Source organism: Brevibacillus parabrevis (assembly GCF_022701015.1).
In the GTDB taxonomy this organism is placed as follows: Bacteria; Bacillota; Bacilli; order Brevibacillales; family Brevibacillaceae; genus Brevibacillus; species Brevibacillus parabrevis.
In genome coordinates, this window is sequence record NZ_CP064090.1 from 3,045,742 (window position 1) to 3,068,406 (window position 22,665).

Here is a 22,665-nt window from a genome sequence, read left to right on the forward strand (position 1 = left end):
AAGTTCGGCGAGCTTATCCCGAAATGGCGGTTTGGCGTTTGATGACTTTGATCGTTTTCAGCGATTCGTCTTCCGGGCCTTGTACAGGAAGTCCGACGCGAATGTTTTCCTGGATGTAGGCGATGTTTTCTTCGGTGATGACTTCTCCCGGCAAGAAAATCGGAATGCCTGGCGGGTAGACCATGATAAACTCGGTAGTTACGCGGCCTGCCGCTTCCACCAGCGGAATGGTTTCGGTTTCGGCATAGAACGCATCGCGTGGTGTCGTGGACAGCACCGGGATGTTCGGCAGGGAGATCGTTGGCTTTTCTTCTGCCTGCACGTGGGAAAACTCCACTGACAACTCACGCAGAGCGTTGACCAGCGATTGAACGGAGTCTTCCGTATCCCCGGCGGTAACAAAACAGAGCACGTTGTACAAGTCACTCATTTCCACTTCGATGTTGTACTTGTCGCGCAGCCAGTTTTCCACTTCCCAGCCCGTAATGCCAAGATCGCGGACGTGAATCAACAGCTTGGTCGGGTCCATGGCGTAGGTGGCAGGCTTCCCGAGAATTTCTTTGCCGACACAGTAGATGCGCGGAATCTCATTGATCATGTCGCGCGCTTTGTTCGCCAGCTGCATGGCCTGGTCAGCCAGCATTTTGCCGTTGAGCGCCAAGTGCTGACGGGCCATATCGAGCGAGGCCAGAAAAATGTACGAGGTAGACGTCGTCGTGAGCATGCTCAGCACTGTCTTGACGCGATCGACATCGACCAATCCCTCGCGGACGTTGAGAATGGACGTTTGCGTAAGCGATCCGCCCAGCTTGTGAACGCTCGTTGCCGCCATGTCAGCCCCGGCTTGCATCGCTGAAATCGGCAACTCAGAGTGGAAGTGGATATGCACGCCGTGTGCTTCATCCACCAACACCGGAATTTCGTAGTTGTGGGCCGTGCGCACGATTTCGCGCAAGTCTCCGGCAATCCCGAAATAAGTAGGATTGATGACCAGCAGGGCAGCCGCGTCAGGGTGGGCTTCCAGCGCTTTTTGCACGGCTTTCACTGTAATCCCGTGGGAAATCCCCAAACGCTCGTCCATCGCTGGATGAATGAAAATCGGTACCGCTCCGGCAAAAATAATCGCCGACATGACGGATTTATGCACGTTTCTCGGCACAATAATTTTGTCTCCAGGGCTGCACGTCGCCATAATCATCGCCATAATCGCGCCGCTCGTCCCTTGAACAGAGAAAAATGTATGGTCAGCGCCGAACGCTTCGGCAGCCAGTTCTTGCGCTTCTTTAATCATTGCTTTCGGATGGTGCAAGTCATCCAGCGGGGCAATGTTGATGAGGTCTATCGAGAGAGCGTTCTCCCCGATGAACTCGCGAAATGCCGGATGCATGCCCATACCTTTCTTATGGCCCGGAATGTGAAATTGAATCGGGTTCCGGTTGGCGTGCTCCAACAACCCGCTGAACAAAGGAGTTTTCATTTGTCTCACTACGATCGCCTCGCTTTACGAATCAAGAATAAAGGGGATAAAACAAACAAATTGAGTATAGCAAAATAGGGGGGGAAAGCAAGCGAATTTTTATTCATATTCGCGTGTGGCAGCAGGAGTTTCCTCTGGTAGCCGAGAAGCATAACAAAAATGGGGGGATGGGGATGAAAACAAGAGTAACGGAACTGCTGAAAATCGACCATCCGGTAGTTCAGGGCGGATTGGCCTATCTAGCATACGCAGAATTGGCAGCAGCTGTGTCAAATGCGGGAGGATTGGGACAGGTCACCGCGATGTCGCTGCCCTCGGCAGAAGCGCTGCGCGAAGAAATTCGCAAGGTGCGGCAGTTGACGGACAAACCTTTTGGCGTCAACTTCGCGATTGGCCAATACAACCGCCCTTATGAGGAGGCGCTGGAGGTTGCCATCGAGGAGGGCGTAGCAGCCATCTCCGTGACGGGAGGCAATCCCGAACCTCTTTTGCGCAGGCTGGACGGTCATCCGATCAAAAAGCTCGTGCTGGTCGCTTCCGTGCGGCAAGCGCAAAAAGCGGAAGCGATCGGGGCAGACGCGGTCATGGCGGTCGGACAGGAAGGCGGCGGCCACCTTGGACGCGATGATATCGGTACGTTCGTGCTGATTCCGCGCGTCGTGGACTCTGTAAACATTCCGGTGCTGGCAAGCGGCGGAATCGGTGACGGTCGCGGGCTTCTCGCTGCGCTCGCTCTCGGTGCCGAAGGGGTGGAGATGGGAACACGCTTCATCGCCACACAGGAATGCGTGCATGCCCATGAGGCGTACAAGCAGGCTCTATTGAACGGAACCGAGCAAGATACCGCCGTCATCAAAAGGACGCTGGGAGCCCCGGCGAGGGTCGTGCGCACGCCAGGATCGGACCGCATTTTGCAAATGGAAAAAGCAGGAGCCGGCTATGAAGAGCTGAAAAGCTTCATCAGCGGCGAAAATAACCGCACCTTTATTTACGAAGGCGACTGTGACAACGGCTTTGGCTGGGCTGGTCAAGTCATCGGCCTGATCGACGACATCCCGACCGTGCAGCAGCTGTTCGAGCGGATGCTGCAAGAGGTGGAAGGCGGACTTGGGCGATTGAACAGTCTTCAGGGCAGATAGGCAGGTAAGCGAGCCTATTTTAGAATGCCCGTTATTGTGCCGTCAGGGTGTGCCAAAAACAAAAGAACAGGCAAGCGCTTTTCAAAAGAAAGCGGACCTGTTCTTTTGCATATACCTTAACCAAATGCCAGGGAGGCGATAGATGAAAGGTTAACGACCGATTGTATACAGCTTGCCGAGGACGGTAAACGTGTTTTCGAGGCGTTCCAGCAAGGCTTCCGGATCGGCGAGCACGGGATCATGGCGATCAATCGTAATGCCGCAGAGCAGCTCCGCCTTTTTTACTTGAGCCAGCCTGTCCACCAGCTTTTTCACGCCGTCTCTGCCCAGCTCTGCCTGAGAATGGCTCGTTGGCTCCGTGTGGTCAGGCGACCAGTGGAACGTATCCGGCACGAGCGTCATGACCTCGTCGAGTTTGGACTGGAGCGACTGGCTGATCTCGGTTTTCGCCGGCGCTTCGTAAATCACAGCATACCAGACAAACAGGTGAGTCTGCCATAGCCCGATTTGAAAGTGGGGATGCTTTTTGTACCCGCGTTTGTCATTGGCCCAGGCAACCCACGTATCTTTTGGCGGGTTGACGGTACGGCGAGCGTGCTTGGCTACATGAAAAAACATCTCGTCCCCGGTTTTAAGCGACAAGACAGGCGCGAAATGATGGCCAAGCGCTTCAAGCTTGGGACGAACAATCGTTTTGATGGCGTCCATTCGCTGGTCGAGTCCATCAATGGCAAAAACGTCAAAGTCTTCCTGGTGAAAGCCGGAAAAAGCAGTCATGAAACAAACACCTCAATTTATCCATGATCGATCGCCATGCAAAAGAAAAGGGCGAACGTCCTTGTCAAGGGAGCTTGGAAACCTCCATATGATATCATACCACGCAGGAAAAAAATACTTGCCGGGATATGAATAGCAAAACCGAAGCGTGAATAATATGATATACCACTCACTCCCTTACAGCGAAAGTGAAATCTGAGTATTCTGTCAACGGGAGGGGCCTGGATGAATCTCGGCATGGAGTTGGAGTATTACAATCTCGCGGTTTGGTTTGATCGCAAAACATTGCACGCGATGGTGCAGGCCCTGGTGGAAGCGGGGGTGAGCGTCACGTGGAAGGAATCTCCCGAGCAGTTTCACCTCCTCGTGAATACCACAGACGGCCTTTCCGACTGGAAAATGCAGCGATTAAACGGGTCTTACAAGCTGCAAGTGGCAGGTGTTCCGGTGCATGACTCCCGCGTGGCGCTGGTGCTATACCGCTTCGTGGAGCAAGCCAAGGGGCACGCCATCATCAAGGTCACGTTTGAAGACTGCATCTTGGTGAAGCACGTCCAGTACGGCGAAGTCGTCAGAATAGTGGAAATTAAAGGAGCTGAGAAAACAATGATCTACGAAAAATTTTGCAACGTGACGATGGACCAGGTGATTGCTGCTTTGAAACGACGCGACTCAGAAGAACGGATTCCTGTCTTGCGCCTGGAGCTTGATTACGAATTGGCGACGTTGTTTGATGCGATACAGGCAGAAGATCAGACGCAAATTGGCAAATCCATGGAAATACTAAAACAGCTTCGTCGGGAAATGCTGCTGCTGGAAGCGTAGGTAGACTGGAGGATAACCATAGGACGATGAGTTTGACACATAGGCGTGCGAATTAAAAAAAGCGACATCTCACAATGGAGAGTGTCGCTTTTTTTGGTTGCGCAAATTTTAGTAATTCTTGTTTTGCCCAAGACTTTGTTTGAACGCCAGGCAATGCGGAGGTACAATAGAGGAGGTTTTGACTGCTTATACGCACGCACGTATCAGAAAGGAAGAAAATGTTTTGGAACCATTCCTATCCCAGACTTCCAATGTAGCGATTTTGCTCTTGGCGGTCATCGCGCTGACCCTGATTTTGCTGCTCGTCATCATCCTGCAATCCGTTCGCATCAACCGGATGCGCAAATCGATCAACAGGCTGATGACAGGTACCGGAGGAGCCAACCTGGAGGAAGGACTGCACAGATTGCTTGATCAGGTGGATGAAGTGAAAAAGCTGCAAAGTGATCAGCAGTTTACGATTAATCGCCTGTCGCAGCGCATTGCAGCCCAATGTGGCAAAGTAGCGATTATTCGCTACAACGCTTTTGGAGATGTCGGAAGCGATCTCAGCTTTTCCATGGCGATTTTGGACGATGCCCAAAACGGCGTGGTGATCACCAGTATTTTCGGCCGGGAAGAATCGCGCGTGTATGCCAAGCCGATTGAAGCGGGCGCATCCACTTACCATTTGTCCGAAGAAGAACAGGCCGCAATCAAAAAGGCGATGACTGCCAATCCTGGATTGTAACTCCTAGCGAATTCTTTTGAAACCGCAAGCATATGAATGATTCAGGGAGATCCTTTCGTCTCCCTGCGCTATATTGCAGATATTCGTTATTTTTGCGCAAATTCATCTGCTTTTTCATCAAGACTTTTGAGGGCGCCTGTTGTATAATAAAGGTGTCAAGGATGGCTTTTTTTCGGAAAAACAAAAAGTAGGTGATCCGCCTTCATTACCCAAATCGATTTTCGATTCGCGGGGCAAGGCCAGGTTCTACAGCGTTCCTTCGTTGACACTTAGCGTATCTCCTCTACATTTGGACACAGTTTGGTCGTAATCGGCCCACGGAAACCAAAAGAATTGAGGAGATATTTATGGCACAGCGTTTAGCAACCAACTACGCCAAGGCCTATTTTACGGTGAATGAAGAGGAGCTGAACCAATTCGTCTCGCTCTTCACCAATGAACACATTTCAGTCGATGTCAAAGTATGCGACAACGGCGACCGCGACGTGATTCTGACTGACCATAACGGCGAAATTCAACTGAGTTTTTGCCGTGCGGGCAACCGCTATTCCTGCGATAGCTCCTATCTCATTCGGGACAGACAGCTGGCAAACGCGATGCGAAAAGCGATGAAAACGTTTCGGGGCTACGGAATCGTCCACAGAATTTACGAAGGCTTCACCATGGTCTACCATTACGACCAAGGTTCTGTTGTAAGCATTCAGGAATTGTCTGGGGATGAGGAGACGTCCATCTTTGAAAATACCTCTCTGAACGCGGCGAGCGAGCTGGAGTCGTTGTTCCAGCAAGAAGGCAGCGAAAGAGAGATCGAGTCCTTGCGTCAGGAGACGGACCGCTGGCTGGATTTGCGAAATTGGGCAAAGGGAGCTGCGCCTGAGAAGCTTCCAGCAATCGATGCACGCTTAGTGTCATTGTCGCAGCGGCTGTTTGAATTAGAAGTGTAGGAACGTTCGACGAAAACGGGTGCCAGATGGTGCCCGTTTTTTTCTTGGACTTTTTCTTGAAAAGGGTATTGTCAAAGTAGGCAAATACATGGTATTGTTGTTTTCGTTGGAAACAGGATTAGGAACCAGGATTCACTTCAAAGGGTGGATAACAAGAGGGAAACCGCCCCCGTTAGTGAATGACGCAGGTCCTAGCGATGTTTAACATTACACTCGTTAGGAAGGGGGAACCGAAAGATGGAATACTCGACTTTCGGAAGACACGTTGCTGTTGACACATGGGGAGTTCAGTTTGACTTGTTGAACGACGCAGAATTTTTGAAAAAGGAAATGATTGAAGCTGCTGAGGCATGCGGAGCTACGGTGCTTAGCGTGCAAGCAAAGCAGTTTTCTCCTCAGGGTGCTACCGTACTGGTTCTTCTCTCGGAAAGCCACCTGTCCATTCATACTTATCCTGAGCGTGGTTTTGCTGCTCTGGATTGCTACACTTGTGGCGAGACAGTCGATCCGCAAGTTGCTATCGACTACTTGGTATCCGTGCTGAAGCCGGAGAAAACCTACGCGAAGAAACTCGTTCGCGGAATTGGTGAACTGCAAGTGATTGAGCCAGAAATCAAAGTGGCTGAAGTTGTGAGCAAGTAACAAACGGAAGAGTATTCAAGAGGTGCGGAACCACATTCCGCACCTCTTTTACGTGAGTGAGCGACATCATTACGGCTGTTTGACGGTCGCGCCCATATCGTGCAGGAGTCTGGTGAACTCCGTCGAGGTGTTCATCACTTTTTGTCCGGCCGTACCGCCTTCGTGCAAAAGATCGTTGGTGCGATTGGTGGCTTCCTGGTAAATTTGCGCATTGATCGCGCGTACCCGATCAAATACGGATGGCTCGGATGATACTTGCAGCTGCAAGGCAGGGGAAACTGCGCGGCAAGCCGAGTGCACCTGTTGCTCAATCACTTCTGCCTGGGGCTGGGCGAGGTTGTCGCGCACTTTGACGCCTATGACGGCGTCGTTGCCGCTGACGACCACTGTGGCCCGATCTACGCCGGGAACGTCGTCTGCCGCTTTCGTCAGCTGTTCAGCGAGGTTTTGATTGAAGCCGTTTGAGGTGTAGCCTTTCAGGTAGTTTTGCGCGTTGATTCCTTGTGTATAAGCGTTATGATCGTGCGCGATGCTGGATCGCGTCAGCGGTGTCTTCGAATACGAGCTGCTTTGCGTCTGCGCTCCTGTGTCGGGACCTGCTTTGGAAGTTGCGCACCCGACCAGCGCTGCTGCAATCAAACATAAGCCTGCTAAATAGCTCGGCCCTTTTTTCCTCATGGCAGACCACCTCCTGTCTATAGTATGGCGCTTGTGGCACATGCTAATCAGGAAGTGCTTTCCGTCAAAAAATGCCCATTGTGCCGGGTTTCACGACCTGTTAATATGGAAGGTATGCATAACAGAGGAGGTTCACATGAAGCGTCTTGACATACGCAACATCGCGATTATTGCCCACGTTGACCACGGGAAAACTACTTTGGTTGACAAGCTTTTGATTCAATCGGGCACATTCCGCAGCAATCAGCAGGTAGAGGAGAGAATGATGGACTCCAACGACCTGGAGCGGGAGCGCGGGATTACGATCCTGGCGAAAACGACATCCGTGAAATACAATGAGTTCACCATCAACATTTTGGATACCCCGGGCCACGCCGACTTCGGTGGCGAAGTAGAGCGGATCATGAGCATGGTGGACGGCGTTCTTTTGATTGTTGACGCATTTGAAGGCTGTATGCCACAAACGCGTTTCGTATTGAAAAAAGCGCTCGAAGCAAAAGTTACCCCAATCGTTGTCGTGAACAAGGTAGACCGCGACAATGCACGCCCTCAAGAAGTCATCAACGAAGTGTACGACCTGTTTATCGATCTGGACGCGACGGAAGATCAGCTGGAATTTCCGATCGTTTACGCTTCCGGTCTGCAAGGTATCGCAGGCATGGAGCCAGATAAGCTGGAAGGCGACCTTCGTCCACTCTTCGACACCATTGTTGAGCATATGCCTGCACCTGATGCCGACGAAGCGGCTCCACTCCAAATGCAAGTAACCATGCTGGATTACAACGACTTTTTGGGTCGTATCGGGATCGGCCGCATTTATCGCGGAACGATGAACGTAAATGAAATGGTATCTGTTACCACACGCGAAGGCGAAGTGAAAAAAGCGCGGATTCAAAAGCTGTTTGGCTTCTCCGGCTTGCAGCGCGTGGAACAAAAAACAGCAAGAGCGGGCGATATCGTAGCGATCGCAGGGATTGACGATATCAACGTCGGGGAAACGGTGTGCCATGCAGACCATCCAGACGCATTGCCATTGCTGAAAATTGACGAGCCAACACTGCAAATGACTTTCCTGGTGAACAACAGCCCGTTTGCAGGTCGCGAAGGCAAGCACGTAACATCCCGCAAGCTGCGTGATCGCCTGATGGCGGAATTGGAGACAGATGTATCTCTTCGTGTCGAGGAAACAGATTCTCCAGATGCTTTCATCGTATCTGGGCGCGGCGAATTGCATCTGTCCATCCTGGTCGAAAACATGCGTCGCGAAGGCTTCGAGTTGGGCGTATCCAAGCCGGAAGTTATCGTGCGTATGGTCGATGGACAAAAAATGGAGCCGGCAGAGTTTCTCGTGATCGACGTACCGGAAGAGTACACCGGGCCAGTCATGGAGACGCTTGGCCAACGCAAGGCTGAGATGGTCAACATGATCAACAACGGCTTCGGTCAAGTTCGCCTGGAATTTATCATTCCATCCCGCGGTTTGATCGGCTACCGGACAGAGTTCTTGACGATTACTCGCGGCTACGGCATCCTCAACCACTCCTTCGACAGCTATCGTCCGCTGGTGCAAGGCGCGGTAGGTGGACGCCATGCCGGGGTGCTCATTTCCCATGAGACAGGCACAGCGACCACGTACGGACTGATGTCTGTAGAGGATCGCGGAATCATGTTCATCCAGCCTGGTACGGAAGTATACGAAGGCATGATCGTGGGCGAGCACAACCGCGACAATGACCTGACTGTGAACGTCTGCAAGGAAAAGCATGCGACAAACGTGCGTTCCGCAACGAAAGACGAGACGGTAAAAATGAAGACGCCACGTCTGCTAACGCTCGAAGAAGCTTTGGAATACTTGAATGACGACGAGCTGTGCGAGGTAACTCCGCATTCCGTTCGCCTGCGCAAAAAGTATCTGAACAAATCGGATCGTGAGCGCTATGAAAAACAAAGACGCTGGGAAGCACAACCGCAAGCCTAAGCGTGAATAACAAGAAAGCCGCTTTGCCCTGATCGGGACGAAGCGGCTTTTTTTGACTTTGGTTGATCTACAAAAGACTTTCGATGTCGGCTGCAAGTTCCTCCGGTTGCACGCGGGCGCCGATGCGCTTGGCCACCTGTCCGTCCTTGTCGACGAGAAATTTTGCGAAGTTCCATTCGATGTCTTCGCTTTCGCCTTCCGATGCGTGTGCTTTCAGGTGCTGGTACAAAGGATGGGTGCCAGGGCCATTGACCTCAAGCTTGGCAAACAACGGGAAGGTCACGCCGTAGTGACTTTCGCAAAAGGAAGCGATCTCTGCTTCGCTGCCTGGTTCTTGACCCGCAAACTGGTTGCAAGGAAAGCCGAGCACGGCAAAGCCTTTGTCCTTGTATTTTGTGTACAGTTCCTGAAGTCCTTTGTACTGCGGAGTCAAACCGCACTGGCTGGCTGTGTTGACGATCAGAAGCACTTGTCCTTTGTAAGCGGCAAGCGTCGTCTCTTCTCCGGAAATCGTTTGGACGGCAATATCGTACAAGCTCATTGGATTCCCACCTTTTTGGCATACTTGACTTGTCCATCATAGCATGTTCGCCCAAAAATAGGCAGTAACTGGCGCGTGCCAAAGTGTGTGCCGATCTATTTTGACAAATGAAACGGTTACCTGATAAAGTAAAAAGGATACATAAAAATGTGGAAACAGAATAAGAGGATGCAAAAGAAACAGTCGATTCCCGCATGTGAAACGAGAAATCCTTTTGCGTTACAGGAGAGATCAGGATGGACTGGATACAGCTTGCTTCAACTTACGTACCCGCCAACCCGGATCAGCTCACGGCGTTTGACAGCTTCCGCCTGTGGGCAGACCATAACCGGGCTTGGATCTTGTTTGTGCAATTGATTATCGTGTACTACCTTGGATTTGCAACCCGCATTCGCATGCCGATTTTGAAAACATTGCTTTTGTACATTTTGCTGTTCGCAGGTGCGCTTATTTTTGCCATTCTGGATGTCCAACTGCCGGTGAAGAGCGCGATGCTGGTTGCCATTGCGATTTTGGTCGTTGTGAAATTGCGCATCAAGCCGGAGCAAACAGAGCGAAAGTGAGGATTTCTCATGAAGCGTGAAGATGCCCTTTTTAACTGGCTGCAAATTCAGGTTGTGGCAGAAGCCCGCCCCGACGATCAGTCTGCGCTCGACACTGCCGCGTTTTTTGCCCAGCTGTTGCTGGAGGATCATGCCATCAGCGAGCTTTCGTACCGGGTGGAAAACGGCTGGTATCATTTGTCGGGCAAGCAGGAAGCGGGTGCGGTAGATAACCGCTATCCCGCGGAAGCGGTGGAGAGCCTGCTGGCTGCAATTGAAAACGAGCTGAAATTCAACTGTTGATGAGCGAAACAAAAAGACTCCCGAAGCCTTGGGGACGAATCCGAGGCTTGCGGGAGTCTTTTTTAATCCAGGTGCGGGTGATTAGCCTCAAAACAAACTGGTTCTGCAAGCGGAAAATGGGCCATTAGGAGTGGTTTTCTTCCGGATGCAACTTTTGAAAAAAATGCGCCGTCTGTATGGTTGCCCTGGGCACAGAGGGAATGACTGGCAGAATAGAGGGGGAACAACAATGAAAAAAATCATGACCAGGCCCGTTTTGGCTGTCGTAACAGCGGCGGGACTCATCGGTTGCCTGACACCGCTTCTGGCGGACGCAAGCTCGACAGGAGCAGCCGAAACATCTAAGGTAGTCATGAATGAGCAAGGACAGAAAGCGACCCGATATCAGCTCAAGGAGCTTGTCCAAAGCGATCCGGCTACGCTGAACACGCTCCTGAAAACACAGGCAGACCATCTGTACATTATCGTCGATAAAATTAATTTGAACGTAAAGTTGCAATCGTATATGGAAACGAACAAGGCGGAATGGGAGCGGATTTATCGCGACTACTACAACGACATCTGGCTGGAAGTGCGCAGCCCGAAAGCGGATGAGCAACTGGTCAGCGTGAGCGCCCAGACGAAAAGCGACAAGGTGTACATCAAAGGTCTTGTGACACCGGACGTGACCAAGGTGGTCGTGACCAAGCCGAACGGTGATATCATCGAGACGGTGCCGACCAGCGAGCACTCGTTTACCGTCAGCTTCCCTGCCGTCGGTACGTCCGCCGAGCAGTATGTGACCGTTCAGGCTTTTGCGGGAAGCGTGCTTGCCGACACGGAGAAAGTAAAGCTCGTAGCGCAAACGGAAGAGGACAAAAACAGGCTGCTCCATATGTTCACGGTTTATGACGCGAAAAAAGCAGAGTGGCAAGTCAAAGGGATTGTCAAGCACGGGGCGGAGCGGGTTGTCGTCACGTATAACGGCGTGCGAAAAGAGGCCAGCCTGAAAAAGCTGCTCGATAACGTCGACAGCTTCAGTGTGACTTTCGAGAATCCGACGACGGATGCCAAGAGCAGCAAGGCTGTGATCGAAGTGTATGAGGCCGGGAAAAAGGTGGACGAGGACTCGATTGCGATTGAGCCGAAAAAGACACCGGACAACAATCCGGCAGTAGACTACAGCATTGCGGGCACAGCTGTGCACGACATAAAGAAAAAGCAGATCGAACTGAAAGGTACCGTCAAGGGCTGGGACAAAAAGCAAAAGGCGAAGCTTTTCGCGATTAAACCAGACGGCAAGAAAAAAGAGATCAAGCCCAATGACAAGGGCGAGTACACGCTGGAATTGACGTACAAAGATCGCTCGTACACGGCCAAAGCGATTCAGCTTGAACTGTATGTAAAAGACAAGCTGGTCAAGCAAGCAGACATCGTCCTGAGCACGAAGGTCATCGTCGCGCCGCCTGAGCATGATGAGGATGAGAAAAAGCACAAGCATCCGAATGGCAAAGCGTACGGCTTCTGGAAGAAACACGATGGCAAATGGGACGATGACGATCGGGACGACGATGACCGCGATCGTGACGAAGATGACGACGATCGTGACAAAAAGAAAGACAAGTAGCTGCTGTTACGGCTGTTTGTAAGTCTGGACGTAATCGACCAGTTCGCGGATGTAGTCGCCGAGGATCGGGATCGAGAGAAATTGTGTCAGTAGCGAACCGAGCAGTGCGAGAACGATAGCAGTCCCAATCGTCAAACCAAGACCCCGGGCAAGACCTGCGAGGAAATTGATCCAGAGCAGCTTGCGCGGGGCTGTGTAATTTTGGATGACATCAGCAAGCCGGATATCCTCCAAAAACATGGCGATCTTATCCATGCGCTCGTTCATTTTCCGCACTTCCTGAAGCTCGTGGAGGACTTGATCTATTTTGTGCATGAGCCGATCTGTAGGCGTAGGAGCCACTTGTTTCAACCTCCTTGTTCCTGGAAGCATTGTTTTCTACCAGTTTAGGGAAAAAGCCGACCAGAATCAAGGCGGGGAGGAAAGGTTTGCCTCCGGCTTGCGGGAGGGGTACAATAGACGTACAAAAGTATACGAGGAGGCATCCGAATGGCTGAAACCGTATCCCAAACCTTATCGGAAGAACTGTTCGCGCTCCTGCAAAAAGAGCGCTTTGTGACGTTGGCCACAGTCGATCACGAGACAGGTGCGCCATCCGTCAGTTCCTTGTCCTGGACTTTTGCTGTGAACAGCGGACTCATCCGTTTTGCTGTAGACAGCCGCTCCCGCATTCTCGCCAATATCGCCAAAGAACCGCAGGTCGTGCTGCATTTGATCGGGGCAGGCTCTTCTTTTGCGATCAACGGGCGCGCCGAGCTGAAGGCAGAACGGCTGGAAGGGGTTCCCCTGAAGCTTGCGATGGCGGAGATTGCGATTGACTCTGTCAGAGACGTGATGTTTTACGGTTCGCGCATATCCGTAGAGCCTCAGTACGAAAAGACATACGACAAAAATGCCGCAGCGAAGCTGGACAATCAGGTCATGGACGCCTTGAAAAAAGCGTAGGCGCGGTTGTCACACTCTTGTGGAAAATCTTGTTGACAAGAAACAGCGCTATCCTTTAGTATTAGGTCATTCAAATTGAATAGCAAACTTCTTATCCAGAGAGGCGGAGGGACTGGCCCGATGATGCCCGGCAACCAATCACCTGTATGTTCGTTCATACGGGGAGATAATGGTGCTAATTCCTGCAGAGTTTTTTAACTCTGAAAGATGAGAAGGTCTTGCTTACGGCGACGTAAACAAAGCCTTCTTTCAGAGGAAAGGGGGCTTTTTTCATGCCCCTCGACATCATTGGAGGGAGAGAATTACGGTATGAGACTGGAAACAAAATTGATTCAGGCAGGCGTAGGCAAAGATGAGAAAACGGGTGCGGTGAGCTTCCCCGTCTACTACGCTACCGCTTATCGCCATCCGGCGCTGGGACAGAGCACAGGTTTTGACTATACGCGGACGGCGAATCCTACCCGTTCTGTTTTGGAAGAGACAATCGCTGAGGCAGAGGGAGGCGATGCCGGCTTTGCCTGCGCGTCCGGGATGGCGGCAGTCCATACGGTAATGGGGTTGTTTTCCCAAGGCGATCACCTCATCGTATCGCTCGATTTGTACGGCGGGACGTATCGCTTGTTTGAACAAGTGCTTTCCCGTTACGGGCTTGCTTTTACTTACGTAGATTTGCGCGATCTGGAAGCGGTGAAAAAGGCGCTGCGCGCAGAGACGAAAGCGATTTTCGTCGAGACGCCGACCAATCCGCTCATGCAGATTACAAATATTCGTGAAATAACCAGCCTGGCCAAGCAACACGGGCTTCTGACGATTGTAGACAACACGTTCATGACTCCGTATTGTCAACGCCCGCTAGAGCTTGGGGCTGATGTGATTTTGCACAGCGCAACGAAGTATTTGGGCGGACACAACGATGTGCTGGCAGGGTTGATCGTTACAAAGGGCGAGGAGTTGTCGGAAAAAATCCGGTTTTTGCACAATTCGATCGGCGCCGTGCTGGGGCCGCAGGATAGCTGGCTTCTGGTGCGCGGCATGAAAACGTTGGCGCTGCGCATGGACAGACACCAGTCGAATGCGCTCGCGGTAGCGAAAAAGCTGAAAGAACATCCAGCCGTTGCCGAAGTGTTTTATCCCGGACTGGAAGAGCATCCCGGGCATGAGATTCAGGCGAGCCAGGCGAGCGGATACAGCGGCATGGTTTCGTTCCGGGTACGCTCCCAGGAGCAGGTGGGCTTGTTTCTGCAAAATTTGCGCGTCGTCTCCTTTGCGGAAAGTCTTGGCGGGGTAGAGTCGTTGTGTACGTACCCGGCGACACAGACTCACGCAGACATCCCCGAGGAAGTGCGGGCGTATGTCGGCGTGTGCGATCGATTGCTGAGGCTTTCGGTGGGGATTGAACATCCGGATGATTTGATCGCTGATTTGTTTCAAGCGCTGGATGCAAGTCTCGTCGTTGGGGGGGCTGTTCGATGAATTTCGCGACAAAAGTTTTGCATGGCTCCACAGGCATCGATCCGTTTACAGGTGCGTCGTCGGTTCCGATTTACCAGGCTTCCACTTTTCATCAGTTTGATATCGATCAGCCGGGCACATACGATTACGCCCGCTCGGGGAACCCGACGAGACATGCGCTGGAAGAAGCGATCGCCGCACTCGAAGGCGGAGCGCGCGGGTTCGCCTTTTCTTCCGGCATGGCGGCCATTTCCAGTGTGTTCATGCTCTTTTCGGCGGGCGATCATATCGTGGTCGCGGAAGATGTGTACGGCGGCACTTTCCGTTTTCTGACGAGAGTGCTGTCGAGAATGGGAATCTCTGTCACGTTTGTGGATGCGACACAAACGGAAGCGGTGCGCGCGGCGATCACTCCGGCTACCAGAGGGGTCTATCTGGAAACTCCGTCCAATCCGACGTTGAAAGTGACCGATATCGCTGCCGTTTCCGCCATTGCGAAAGAGCATGACCTGCTCGTCATCGTGGACAATACGTTCCTGACGCCGTACTATCAGCGGCCATTGGAGCTGGGGGCGGATATCGTCATCCACAGTGCAACCAAGTTTATCGGCGGCCACAGCGACGTTGTTGCAGGTCTGGCGGTAACCCGCGATGAAGCGCTCGGCGAACAGCTGTACCTCATCCAAAACGGCATGGGAGCCGTTCTCGGCGTTCAGGATTGCTGGCTGGTCATGAGAGGGCTGAAGACGCTCAAAGCGCGTCTGGATGTCAGCACGAAGTCTGCCGGAGTTTTGGCGGAATGGCTTTCTTGCCACCCCGAAGTGAGCCGCGTCTACTATACAGGCTTGGCTGAGCATCCGGGACATCTCGTTCAGCAAAAACAGGCGAGCGGCCACGGCGCCGTATTGTCTTTTGACGTCGGGAGCCGCGAGCGGGCAAAAGCGTTGTTTGACCGCGTAAAGCTGCCGATTGTAGCGGTCAGTCTTGGCGCGGTGGAGACGATTCTCTCGTATCCGGTCATGATGTCGCATGCGGCGATGCCAGCAGAGGAGCGGCAAGCTCGCGGCATTACAGACGGTTTGATCCGGTTGTCCGCAGGTCTGGAAGACGCGGACGATTTGCTGGCAGACTTGAAACAGGCTTTGGAAGCACTGCCGCCTTTGCCATCCGCGATTCCAAGCAAAAAAGAGGCATACTCCCGGGTGTAACGAACCGGGGGCTATGCCTCTTTTTCTTATGGAGTGCCAGTGCGATTTACGTTGATTTTTCCTTGCGGGGTACGCCCATCGTTGTTGATCTGTTGTTGCTGATTTTCCTGCGCCGGTGTTTCTTCGCGCCTTCTGACATCTCGCGGCAGTTGCGGAATGATCCGTCCGACGATGTCGGCCAATTCCTCTGCGAAGCCGGAGATCGGGTGGCCTCTGCGAATGTCTGCCGCCATTTCTTTCAGCCGCTGAACGATGTCCGGGTCGGCTGTTACGACGGCATTGGCCCCCTGCGGGTCTTCTTTCAGCGCTTCTGCCACGGTGTACTTGATGACGCCGACTTCCGGCCGATCCAATTGGGCGTCTACATCGATCCCGACGACGGCGTATTTGCCAATAACCACGGCTGTGGCGCCATTGACTTTTTTCACGCGAGTAGCCAACTGGACGAGACGGTCGGCGGTCGCCTGCGAAGATTGGTTGTAAGCTGGTTCCGGTGCCGTTTGCTGAACGCGCTGGGTATGGGGCGCTTGCTGTTGGTTGGGTTGTGGCGCAGCCTGGTTCGCTTTGTTGCCCGCCATGCACCCTGACAAAACAAGGCTCGCACCCAGGCAACCAATGATGATCCGTTTCACACGCATACTCCCTTTCCCCGTAGTGCCTCCGATCAGGAGGGCAGGTTACCTGTATTTTGTTCCCCTCCGCCCCATTTCATTCTGCCAAGGGTCGTCTATCTCTGTTCGACCGAACATAGACTGTAGTACATCACGTCGCCACAATTGAGCATCCCTCCAAAAATTGCATACCGTATATAAGAAGGGTAATAGGAGGCGAGATTTTGAAGAAAATCTACGTACTGGACACCAACGTACTCCTGCAAGATCCACGGGCGATGTTCTCTTTCGCTGACAACGAAATTGTCATACCCGCAGTGGTGTTGGAAGAAATCGATTCCAAAAAGCGGTACATGGATGAAATTGGCCGCAACGCACGGTACGTATCGCGGCTCTTTGACAGTTTTCGTGAGCTGGGTCATTTGCACAAAGGCATTACCCTGGAGACAGGCGGGCTCTTTCGGGTGGAGCTGAACCATTCTTCGCTCCATCAGTTGCAAAAGCAATTTACGGAAATGACGAACGACAACCGCATTTTGGCGGTCGCACTCAATTTGCAGGAGGAGGAGAACCAATCCCCACAGCCCAGACCCGTCATTTTGGTGAGCAAGGATGCGCTCATGCGTGTGAAGGCAGATGCCTTGAACATTTCAGCGGAAGATTTTCTTTCGGATCGCGTCGTAGGTGAATTTTCCAGCATCTACACCGGCTATCAAAAGATGATGGTAGCCTCGGAGATCATCAAGTCTTACTACGCGACGCGCAAGCTTCATCTGGCTACCTGTTTCCCTCGCTATCGCTTTTATCCGCACCAGTTTCTCGTATTGAAGGACGAGTGCAACCCGTCCATTTCCGCGATTGGAAAAGTAGACCCTGACGGCAAAACTTTGGAAATGCTTGTATCAGATGACGATCCGATTTGGGGCATCCGGGCCCGAAATGTGCAGCAAAGAATGGCGACAGAGCTGTTGCTGCGAGATGATATTCCGCTCGTGACCATGACGGGGAAGGCGGGAACAGGCAAGACGTTGCTGGCTTTGGCTGCGGGGCTGCTGCAGATTGAAGATCAGCAAAAGTACAAAAAGCTGTTGGTAGCAAGACCTATCGTTCCTTTAGGAAAAGACATCGGTTATTTGCCCGGCGAGAAAGAAGAGAAATTGCGGCCGTGGATGCAACCGATTTATGATAATTTGGAATATTTATTCAACACAAAGCGCCCAGGCGATCTCGACAAAATTTTGGCGGGAATGGGCAGCTTGCAAGTAGAAGCGTTGACCTACATTCGCGGCCGCTCCATTCCGGGACAGTTTATCATTATTGACGAAGCGCAAAACCTGACCAAGCACGAGGTAAAAACGATTTTGACCAGGGTAGGCGACGGCTCGAAAATCGTTTTGATGGGCGACCCGGAGCAGATCGACCATCCGTATTTGGACGAAAGCAACAACGGTCTGACTTATGTAGTGGAAGTATTCAAAGACCAGAAGCTGGCCGGGCATATCCGCCTGGAAAAAGGCGAGCGGAGCGTGCTTGCACAACTCGCGGCCGATTTGTTGTAAAAAGCGTGTATGAAAATCGTTTTGCGGACCATACTATAGTTGTCGAGCCCGTCAGATTCATGTAGCAAACGGCGAAATGCCTTGCAGGAGGCGAAGATCCGTGGATAATCATGAATTAGCAATCGACGAAAGTCGAATGGAAATAAGCCGAGTTCTTGGGTAACCTAATCTCTTCAGGGAGGTTGAAGTGCCAAAGAGAAATAACCGGTAAAACCCCATAAGCAATCGGGCTCGACAAAGAACCGCTCCCAATCTGGGGGCGGTTTCATTTTTGCTTGGTAAGAGGGCCATAAAAAAACGCGAAAAACCGTGGGAATGGTTCCGCGTTTTGCTTTGTTGGCGAATGAGTCAAAAAGTTAAGCGTTGGAATGGGCGATTGCTTTGCGCAAAGCGGAAATGGTGCCGATGTGCATGCCCTCATGGAACAGGGTGAAGACCATCATCTCGCCATACGTGTTCATGACACCTTTGTCACCCAACTGGAACGGTTTGGGCAGCGGGTCATTCAGTTTCGTTTGCAACTGTTCTTTTACCCGGGCGTGCTGCTCCTTCAATTGTGCCGCCAGCTCCTCGATGGATGGCACATCGCCTTGCCAGTCTGCGGGCTTTGTGCCGGGGCTGAACAAAGCGGCATACGACGGAGGACATTTCATTTCGGCTGGTCCGAACAGCAAGTAATCCTGCGTGAGCAAGATGTGGCCGATATTCCAGTGAATGTTGTTTTTGAATCCTGCCGGAACAATCTCTGCCTCTTGCTCGGATGTTTTGGACAAGCCTTCAAGAAACATGCCGCGAATCATATCATACTGATTCCATACAAATGAGTAATCCTGCATGACAAAACCACCTTTCATCCATTTCCATTCTTCTCCATGTTACCGTAAAAAGACGATTCAGAAAACAAGCTCCCGCTATTTTTTGCAAGGTTGTCCCGCTGCCTTCATACACATGTAAAAAGGAGGGAGCGCATATGGTCACGTTGGACTCATCCATCGCCTTTTTTGTGTATGTGACGGCTGTTTCCAGTGCGGCGGCAGGTGTGACGGAAGCGTTCAAATCGATTATTCCGTTCTTGTCGACGGACTATGAGCCGAAGGAAGATTGCTGGGAGGATCAAAACCATGCGGCGCGGCTGATGAATTACAAGCGATTTTTCAACCTGCTCATCTCTGTTTTGGCGGCAGGCGTCATTTTTGGCATGCTCGGTCTGGACCCTGCCCTGATCTTGACGGGCGCACAGACGGCGTATGTCGAAGACCCGTGGCAGGTGGGAACGTGGCTGTGGGGCATCGTCGCGGTGTTCGGCTCGCCGTTTTTCGCTTCCGTCCTGAAAATTTTGGAAGGCTTCAAGCAATCGGTCAATCACAATCAGCCACCCAATCGCCCGCGGCAAAAGGTAAGCGGTCCGCGGGAGTGAGCACAACCTGGTTGAACCATGCTTGCAGCGTGCGGTAAGATAGCAAAAGTACATACCGCAAAGTAGGTGGGCACGTTGAAATGGCAAAATTCATTCCGAATGCTTGGACTGTTTGTACTGCTTGCTTGTATGCTTGCAGCCTGTTCGTCGCAAGCAGGGCCAGCCGGGGCGTTTGATCCGGAAAATCAGCAGGAATATGGCGTCAGCGGGGTTTACCTCGGCCAAAACATCAAGGAAGCGATGGACTTGCTAAAGCCGACCAAAGCCGATTTTATGGACATGATCTCCCGCGAAGGCTATACGGTGGAGAGAATGGCAAAAGGCGAGGGCGAGGCGGTCATGGGCATGCTTTTGATCGATCGCACACAGCTGCTCGTCAAGGTCAGAAAAGGCGAATTGATCTCGATCATGCTCGGCGGCGTGGCAAAAGAAGATGCGGCACGCTTTCAGACGCTCCGCGGGCTGTCCATGTACGACAGCAAGGAACAACTGAAAAAATTGTACGGCGAAGGGTCCGGAGAAACCGAGGTTGTGTACGAAGGCAGCAAATATACGGCCAATTTCGGCGTCTCGGGCGGTCAGGTAGTCTGGTTCCGTTTTGACAGCAAGTAGTCGTCTCGGCAAAAAAGCAGGCGGGTTCTCCAAAAGGGAGCCCGCCTGCTTTTTTATGCGCGGCGCGAAGGCACGTTACGACAAAGCCAGAAAGTCCAGCTTGACCTTGTATGCCTTGGCGATCCCTGCGGCAAGCTCCGCCAGATTGCTGTCGATGAGGTAGATGGTGTCCGCTTGATCCGCCTGGGGGATCGTGCCCTTGACATGCTCTTTCCATTGCTCGGCCGCTGCCCAGCGATCGTCGGGCGAGCCGGAGTTTTTATCTGCCGTAAACAGCGCGACTTGATCTGCATAAACAAACGTATGGCCATTTTCCGTGACGAAGCCGATGTCAGCCCCCTCGTCTATTACGGCTTGGGGAGGAAGCAGCAGCAAGGAGAACTCCTCCCCAAGCATGTTGGATTTTTGCAAGATCGCCGCAAGCTTGTCCCGCTCTTCTTCGCTCTCGACAATAAAAAGCAGTTTGTCCCGAGCAAAGACATTGACATGGTCTCCGATTTTATGTATGACTTGAGCATAGAACCCGGGCAGTTTCCCGGCGGGGATCGCAAGCTCGATTCCGTACATATGTCGCATATCCTTCATCCTTTTCGCAAGCTTTCTTTTTATCGTATCAAAAAATCAGGGAGGTTCCTATTCTTATGAGCGACCAACATCTCGCCGTCCAATCTTTTGCCTTGGGAGGCTTTCAAACGAATGCCTACGTCTTGACCAACAAAGAAACAAACGAAACGATTGTCATTGATCCAGGTATGCAGCCAGAGCGGCTGCTCCAGGAAATTGCCGGTAAAAACGTCGTAGCGATCTTGTTGACCCATGCGCATCTCGACCATATCGGAGGGCTGAATCAAGTAAGAGCGCTGACCAAAGCTCCGGTGTACATTCACCCGCTGGAACAAGAGTGGCTGACCAATCCTGATCTGAACGGGTCGAGCCGCTGGGGACTGCCTGAGCCGATTGTTTGCGAGCGGGCAGAGCATGAGCTTGCCGATGGGCAAACGCTTGCTCTGGCTGGTTTCGACATCCAGGTGCTGCATACGCCCGGGCACTCTCCGGGAAGCTGTTCCTTTGTGATCGGAAAGCATTGCTTTGGCGGGGACGTCCTGTTCCAGCAAAGCATCGGCCGTACCGATTTGTTCGGAGGCGACTACGAGACGCTGATGATCAGCATTCAAGACAAGCTGTTTGAGCTGGAAGATGACACCATCGTCTACCCTGGACACGGTCCCAAGACGACGATTGACTACGAAAAAACGTACAATCCGTTCGTGACAGGCATGCTGCGCTAAAAGACTTCACGATTGTTTATGAGGCAAAAGAAGAGGAAATGGCTTGCAGACGGCGAAAAGGAAGTGGGTTACATTATCGCCAAAGGAGCTATTGTCATGAAGCAAACATGGAACAAGTGGGTCATCATCACAACGTTAGGCTGTATGAGTCTGGCCGGATGTGTCCCGCCAGCAGCCCCTGATAGCCACGCTTCCAAGGCTCCTGTCCTGCAAGTGAGTCCGTCCGACAATGCCACGCCGCAGACAGCAGAGGAACCGACTACTGACTCGCCATCCGATACAGTCCCCCCAACTGGGGAAGCGCCGCCATCCCGTTTTCCGGAACAGCGGATTTCGCTTCTCGCGGTCGGGGATATCATGGTTCACCAGGAGCAAATGGATGCCGTCTGGAACCCGGCGACCAAAACGTATGACTTTCACAAGTTTTTTCCTTACGTCACGCCGCTGTTTCAGCAGGCTGACTGGGTAATCGGCAATCTGGAAACGACGATGAGCGGCAGTCAGGCCCGCTACTCGGGATATCCGATGTTCAATTCCCCGGAATCTTTGGGGCAGACATTGAAGGAAGTCGGTTTCACTGCGGTAACGACTGCGAACAACCACTCGATGGATCGCAAAGAGCAAGGCGTGCTGCAAACGCTCAAGTACCTCGATCAGGCGGGAATTTTGCACACAGGGACGTTTGCCAGTGCCAAAGAGCGCGAAGAGCCGCTGCTTTTGACCAAGGACGGATTTACGCTCGCTCTGCTTTCCTATACGTACGGGACGAACGGAATCGCCATCCCCAAGGACAAGCCATACCTCGTCAACCTGATTTCGCCTGAGTTGATGAAACAGGACATTGCCCGTGCGAAAGAAAAGGGAGCCGATCTCGTTGCCGTCGCCCTGCACTTTGGGGTCGAGTATCAGCGGTTGCCGAATGCGGAGCAGATCAAGACAGCCGAGCTGTGCTTGACGTACGGAGCCGACTTGATTTTGGGGGCGCATCCGCACGTGGTTCAGCCGTACGAATGGAAAACCGTTACGCGGGAGGACGGCACACAACACAAAGGCTTGATTACGTATTCGCTGGGGAACTTCGTCTCTGCCCAGAGATGGGATTACAAAGATGTCGGCGCGATTCTCAAGCTTACGCTGCACAAGGACGAGTCTGGAAAGGCGAGTATCGAACAGGCGGAAATGCTGCCGACCTACGTTCATTTTTTCCGCAAAAACAACAAGCGCAATTATGTCGTTTATCCCGTGGCGGAGACATTGGAGGGATTGCAGCGCGGGGAGAAGTATCCGGGCCTCACGAAAGAAGCCATCCAGTACATGACCCGCTTGCAAAAGGAGATGCCTGTTCACATGAATATGGCTGTTTCCAAGAAAAAAGCCAGCTAACCGTTAG

At 52.3% G+C, this 22,665-nt stretch carries 25 protein-coding genes and 1 riboswitch; of the genes, 17 read left to right on the forward strand and 8 right to left on the reverse strand.

Annotated features, from left to right (window positions below; all coding sequences use genetic code 11):
- Positions 1 to 13 precede the first annotated feature (13 nt).
- Positions 14 to 1,486, reverse strand: a complete 1,473-nt coding sequence (locus tag IRJ17_RS14550; RefSeq protein ID WP_122964952.1) for an aminotransferase class I/II-fold pyridoxal phosphate-dependent enzyme — start codon at positions 1,484 to 1,486, stop codon at positions 14 to 16.
- A 164-nt stretch (positions 1,487 to 1,650) separates the two neighbouring features.
- Between IRJ17_RS14550 and IRJ17_RS14555 the strand changes: the two genes are divergently transcribed.
- Positions 1,651 to 2,616, forward strand: a complete 966-nt coding sequence (locus IRJ17_RS14555; RefSeq protein ID WP_173597019.1) for an NAD(P)H-dependent flavin oxidoreductase — start codon at positions 1,651 to 1,653, stop codon at positions 2,614 to 2,616.
- A 150-nt stretch (positions 2,617 to 2,766) separates the two neighbouring features.
- On the opposite strand, the gene IRJ17_RS14560 is transcribed toward IRJ17_RS14555, so the two are convergent.
- A complete protein-coding gene (locus tag IRJ17_RS14560; RefSeq protein WP_063229713.1) occupies positions 2,767 to 3,393 on the reverse strand; it encodes a YktB family protein in 627 nt (208 codons plus the stop codon).
- Positions 3,394 to 3,618: 225 nt separating this feature from the next.
- Here IRJ17_RS14560 and IRJ17_RS14565 point away from each other — a divergent pair, with 225 nt between their 5' ends.
- From IRJ17_RS14565 to speD, 4 genes are all read left to right on the forward strand, one after another.
- On the forward strand, positions 3,619 to 4,218 hold the full coding sequence (locus IRJ17_RS14565; RefSeq protein WP_122964953.1) for a hypothetical protein: 600 nt from the start codon (positions 3,619 to 3,621) through the stop codon (positions 4,216 to 4,218).
- A 223-nt stretch (positions 4,219 to 4,441) separates the two neighbouring features.
- Positions 4,442 to 4,948 (forward strand): DUF4446 family protein, encoded by a 507-nt coding sequence (locus tag IRJ17_RS14570; RefSeq protein ID WP_122965469.1) that lies wholly within the window; start codon positions 4,442 to 4,444, stop codon positions 4,946 to 4,948.
- 347 nt (positions 4,949 to 5,295) lie between these two features.
- Positions 5,296 to 5,892 carry a hypothetical protein gene (locus IRJ17_RS14575; protein WP_063229710.1) on the forward strand — a complete coding sequence of 199 codons (597 nt, stop codon included), beginning with the start codon at positions 5,296 to 5,298 and terminating at the stop codon, positions 5,890 to 5,892.
- A 237-nt stretch (positions 5,893 to 6,129) separates the two neighbouring features.
- On the forward strand, positions 6,130 to 6,534 hold the full coding sequence (gene speD, locus IRJ17_RS14580; protein WP_063229709.1) for an adenosylmethionine decarboxylase: 405 nt from the start codon (positions 6,130 to 6,132) through the stop codon (positions 6,532 to 6,534).
- Between the two features lie 69 nt (positions 6,535 to 6,603).
- Here the strand turns inward: speD and IRJ17_RS14585 are convergent, their stop codons facing one another.
- Positions 6,604 to 7,212, reverse strand: coding sequence for a YhcN/YlaJ family sporulation lipoprotein (locus IRJ17_RS14585; RefSeq protein ID WP_122964954.1), 609 nt, complete (start codon positions 7,210 to 7,212; stop codon positions 6,604 to 6,606).
- Between the two features lie 136 nt (positions 7,213 to 7,348).
- Between IRJ17_RS14585 and typA the strand changes: the two genes are divergently transcribed.
- Complete coding sequence (gene typA / locus IRJ17_RS14590) at positions 7,349 to 9,190, forward strand: translational GTPase TypA (RefSeq protein ID WP_173597020.1); 1,842 nt, start codon at positions 7,349 to 7,351, stop codon at positions 9,188 to 9,190.
- A 67-nt stretch (positions 9,191 to 9,257) separates the two neighbouring features.
- Here the strand turns inward: typA and IRJ17_RS14595 are convergent, their stop codons facing one another.
- Positions 9,258 to 9,731 (reverse strand): glutathione peroxidase, encoded by a 474-nt coding sequence (locus IRJ17_RS14595; protein ID WP_242770948.1) that lies wholly within the window; start codon positions 9,729 to 9,731, stop codon positions 9,258 to 9,260.
- Positions 9,732 to 9,967: 236 nt separating this feature from the next.
- Here IRJ17_RS14595 and IRJ17_RS14600 point away from each other — a divergent pair, with 236 nt between their 5' ends.
- From IRJ17_RS14600 to IRJ17_RS14610, 3 genes are all read left to right on the forward strand, one after another.
- The gene (locus IRJ17_RS14600) at positions 9,968 to 10,294 is read left to right on the forward strand and encodes a YlaH-like family protein (protein WP_122964958.1); all 327 of its coding nucleotides are present in this window, start codon (positions 9,968 to 9,970) and stop codon (positions 10,292 to 10,294) included.
- 9 nt (positions 10,295 to 10,303) lie between these two features.
- On the forward strand, positions 10,304 to 10,576 hold the full coding sequence (locus IRJ17_RS14605; RefSeq protein ID WP_242770950.1) for a hypothetical protein: 273 nt from the start codon (positions 10,304 to 10,306) through the stop codon (positions 10,574 to 10,576).
- Between the two features lie 229 nt (positions 10,577 to 10,805).
- Positions 10,806 to 12,182, forward strand: a complete 1,377-nt coding sequence (locus tag IRJ17_RS14610) for a hypothetical protein (protein WP_122964960.1) — start codon at positions 10,806 to 10,808, stop codon at positions 12,180 to 12,182.
- Between the two features lie 6 nt (positions 12,183 to 12,188).
- On the opposite strand, the gene IRJ17_RS14615 is transcribed toward IRJ17_RS14610, so the two are convergent.
- A complete protein-coding gene (locus IRJ17_RS14615; RefSeq protein WP_173597067.1) occupies positions 12,189 to 12,497 on the reverse strand; it encodes a DUF5665 domain-containing protein in 309 nt (102 codons plus the stop codon).
- Positions 12,498 to 12,671: 174 nt separating this feature from the next.
- Here IRJ17_RS14615 and IRJ17_RS14620 point away from each other — a divergent pair, with 174 nt between their 5' ends.
- The 3 genes from IRJ17_RS14620 (at position 12,672) to IRJ17_RS14630 (ending at position 15,787) form a co-directional block, all read left to right on the forward strand.
- The gene (locus IRJ17_RS14620) at positions 12,672 to 13,127 is read left to right on the forward strand and encodes a pyridoxamine 5'-phosphate oxidase family protein (RefSeq protein WP_122964962.1); all 456 of its coding nucleotides are present in this window, start codon (positions 12,672 to 12,674) and stop codon (positions 13,125 to 13,127) included.
- 88 nt (positions 13,128 to 13,215) lie between these two features.
- Positions 13,216 to 13,341: riboswitch (SAM riboswitch) on the forward strand.
- Between the two features lie 95 nt (positions 13,342 to 13,436).
- The gene (locus IRJ17_RS14625) at positions 13,437 to 14,600 is read left to right on the forward strand and encodes an aminotransferase class I/II-fold pyridoxal phosphate-dependent enzyme (RefSeq protein ID WP_122964964.1); all 1,164 of its coding nucleotides are present in this window, start codon (positions 13,437 to 13,439) and stop codon (positions 14,598 to 14,600) included.
- The gene (locus IRJ17_RS14630) at positions 14,597 to 15,787 is read left to right on the forward strand and encodes a trans-sulfuration enzyme family protein (RefSeq protein ID WP_122964966.1); all 1,191 of its coding nucleotides are present in this window, start codon (positions 14,597 to 14,599) and stop codon (positions 15,785 to 15,787) included. The genes IRJ17_RS14625 and IRJ17_RS14630 overlap by 4 nt, the downstream gene beginning before the upstream one ends.
- A 26-nt stretch (positions 15,788 to 15,813) precedes the next feature.
- Here the strand turns inward: IRJ17_RS14630 and IRJ17_RS14635 are convergent, their stop codons facing one another.
- The gene (locus tag IRJ17_RS14635) at positions 15,814 to 16,425 is read right to left on the reverse strand and encodes a YhcN/YlaJ family sporulation lipoprotein (protein WP_122964967.1); all 612 of its coding nucleotides are present in this window, start codon (positions 16,423 to 16,425) and stop codon (positions 15,814 to 15,816) included.
- Between the two features lie 197 nt (positions 16,426 to 16,622).
- On the opposite strand from IRJ17_RS14635, the gene IRJ17_RS14640 reads away from it, so the two are divergent.
- Entirely contained in the window at positions 16,623 to 17,957 is a 1,335-nt protein-coding gene (locus tag IRJ17_RS14640) for a PhoH family protein (protein ID WP_122964968.1), read from the forward strand.
- 356 nt (positions 17,958 to 18,313) lie between these two features.
- Here the strand turns inward: IRJ17_RS14640 and IRJ17_RS14645 are convergent, their stop codons facing one another.
- The gene (locus IRJ17_RS14645) at positions 18,314 to 18,793 is read right to left on the reverse strand and encodes a DinB family protein (RefSeq protein WP_122964969.1); all 480 of its coding nucleotides are present in this window, start codon (positions 18,791 to 18,793) and stop codon (positions 18,314 to 18,316) included.
- 134 nt (positions 18,794 to 18,927) lie between these two features.
- On the opposite strand from IRJ17_RS14645, the gene IRJ17_RS14650 reads away from it, so the two are divergent.
- Together IRJ17_RS14650 and IRJ17_RS14655 are read left to right on the forward strand one after the other, a co-directional pair.
- Positions 18,928 to 19,374 carry a hypothetical protein gene (locus tag IRJ17_RS14650; RefSeq protein ID WP_122964971.1) on the forward strand — a complete coding sequence of 149 codons (447 nt, stop codon included), beginning with the start codon at positions 18,928 to 18,930 and terminating at the stop codon, positions 19,372 to 19,374.
- A 66-nt stretch (positions 19,375 to 19,440) separates the two neighbouring features.
- Positions 19,441 to 19,986 (forward strand): hypothetical protein, encoded by a 546-nt coding sequence (locus IRJ17_RS14655; RefSeq protein ID WP_373926278.1) that lies wholly within the window; start codon positions 19,441 to 19,443, stop codon positions 19,984 to 19,986.
- A gap of 75 nt (positions 19,987 to 20,061) precedes the next feature.
- Here IRJ17_RS14655 and IRJ17_RS14660 read toward each other — a convergent pair whose 3' ends face one another.
- Positions 20,062 to 20,562 carry a hypothetical protein gene (locus IRJ17_RS14660; RefSeq protein ID WP_122964974.1) on the reverse strand — a complete coding sequence of 167 codons (501 nt, stop codon included), beginning with the start codon at positions 20,560 to 20,562 and terminating at the stop codon, positions 20,062 to 20,064.
- 65 nt (positions 20,563 to 20,627) lie between these two features.
- On the opposite strand from IRJ17_RS14660, the gene IRJ17_RS14665 reads away from it, so the two are divergent.
- Together IRJ17_RS14665 and IRJ17_RS14670 are read left to right on the forward strand one after the other, a co-directional pair.
- Positions 20,628 to 21,275 carry an MBL fold metallo-hydrolase gene (locus IRJ17_RS14665; RefSeq protein ID WP_217021552.1) on the forward strand — a complete coding sequence of 216 codons (648 nt, stop codon included), beginning with the start codon at positions 20,628 to 20,630 and terminating at the stop codon, positions 21,273 to 21,275.
- 96 nt (positions 21,276 to 21,371) lie between these two features.
- Positions 21,372 to 22,658 carry a CapA family protein gene (locus tag IRJ17_RS14670; RefSeq protein WP_242770954.1) on the forward strand — a complete coding sequence of 429 codons (1,287 nt, stop codon included), beginning with the start codon at positions 21,372 to 21,374 and terminating at the stop codon, positions 22,656 to 22,658.
- Positions 22,659 to 22,665: the final 7 nt, after the last annotated feature.